Origin of the sequence: Burkholderia sp. Bp8963 (assembly GCF_003854275.1) — a bacterium.
Taxonomy (GTDB): Bacteria; Pseudomonadota; Gammaproteobacteria; order Burkholderiales; family Burkholderiaceae; genus Burkholderia.
In genome coordinates this window covers 1-1,499 of record NZ_QTQP01000136.1, presented here as the reverse complement: position 1 = coordinate 1,499, position 1,499 = coordinate 1, and the positions used below count along the sequence as shown (strand labels likewise).

Below are 1,499 nucleotides of genomic sequence, written 5' to 3'. Positions count from 1 at the left end.
CCCCACACGCAGACGAGCACCAGCACCGGCACCGGCAGGAACCACACGAGGTCGCCGCTGCCGAACCAGCGATGCGCGACGGCCGGCAGGCCGATCACGGTCCACAGACTGACGACGCCCATCACGCCGAGCAGCACGCCCGTCAGCGGCTTCATCAGCAGGCGCATCTTGCGCTGCAGCTCGCCTTCGACCTTCAGGATCAGCCAGCCGCAGCCGAGCGTCGCATAGGTCGCGACCACGCCGATCCCGCAGAACAGGCTGAACGGCGACAGCCAGTCGAACGGGCCGCCGACGAACCGGCCGTCGGCAATCTTGATGCCCTGCAGCAGCGAGCCGAGCACGACGCCCTGGCAGAACGCCGCGAGCGCGGAGCCGCCGATGAACGCGAGATCCCACAGATGCTGCGTGCGGGTCGCCTTCGCGCGCAGCTCGAACGCCGCGCCGCGAAAGATCAGCCCGACCACCATCAGGATCAGCGGCAGGTAGTTCGCGGGCAGCAGCGTCGAGTACACGACCGGGAACGCGCCGTACAGCCCCGCCCCGCCGAGCACCAGGAACGTCTCGTTGCCGTCCCACACCGGCGCGACGGTGTCGAGCATCACCTGCCGCTCGGCTTTCGCGTCGAAGAACGGAAACAGCAGGCCGATGCCGAGATCGAAGCCGTCCAGCACCACGTAGATGAACACGCCGAGCACGATGATCGCGGCCCATACGACAGGAAGATCGATATGCATGGCTTACTCCGCTTCGGTGACGTCCAGCGGCGTGGACAGCGCGCTCTTGCGCAGCCCCGGATGCCGGTGCAGTTCGATGTACCCGGCGTTCGCGGCCGGCCCGTGGTTCATCAGTTTCAACATGTAATAGACACCCGTTCCGAATACGAGGAAATACACCACCACGAAGATCAGCAGCGACACGCCGACCTGCTGCGCATCGAGCGGCGCGAGCGAATCCACGGTCCGCAGCACGCCGTAGACCGTCCACGGCTGCCGGCCGACCTCGGTCGTGATCCAGCCGGCGAGCAGCGCGACGATGCCCGACGGCCCCATGCACAGCACGAACCACTGGAACCAGCGTGTTTCATAGAGTCGGCCGCCCTTTCTCAGCAGCAGGCCGAGCAGCGCGGTGAGCAGCATCAGCATGCCGAGGCCGGCCATGATCCGGAACGTCCAGAAGATGATCGACGAGTTCGGGCGGTCCTGCGGCGGGAATTCCTTCAGCCCGCGGATCTCGCCGTTCCAGCTGTGCGTGAGGATCAGGCTGCCGAGGTGCGGCACCTGCACCGCGTAGCGCGTGACTTCAGCCTTCATGTCGGGCAGGCCGAACAGATTCAGCGCGGTGCCGCCCTTCTCGGTTTCCCACAGCCCTTCGATCGCCGCGATCTTCACTGGCTGGTATTCGCGCGTGTTGAGGCCGTGCGCGTCGCCGACGACGATCTGCACCGGCGCGAGCAGCAGCAACATCCACAGCGCCATCGAGAACGTGCGCTTGACGGGCTC

At 66.4% G+C, this 1,499-nt stretch carries 2 protein-coding genes; both read right to left on the bottom strand.

Annotated features, from left to right (window positions below; translation table 11 throughout):
• Window positions 1-734, bottom strand: a 734-nt coding sequence (gene cydB / locus DID96_RS37640) for a cytochrome d ubiquinol oxidase subunit II (RefSeq protein ID WP_124604368.1), incomplete at its 3' end; no start/stop codon positions are given.
• Between the two features lie 3 nt (window positions 735-737).
• The coding region (locus DID96_RS37635) for a cytochrome ubiquinol oxidase subunit I (RefSeq protein WP_148094536.1) at window positions 738-1,499 on the bottom strand (762 nt) is incomplete at its 5' end.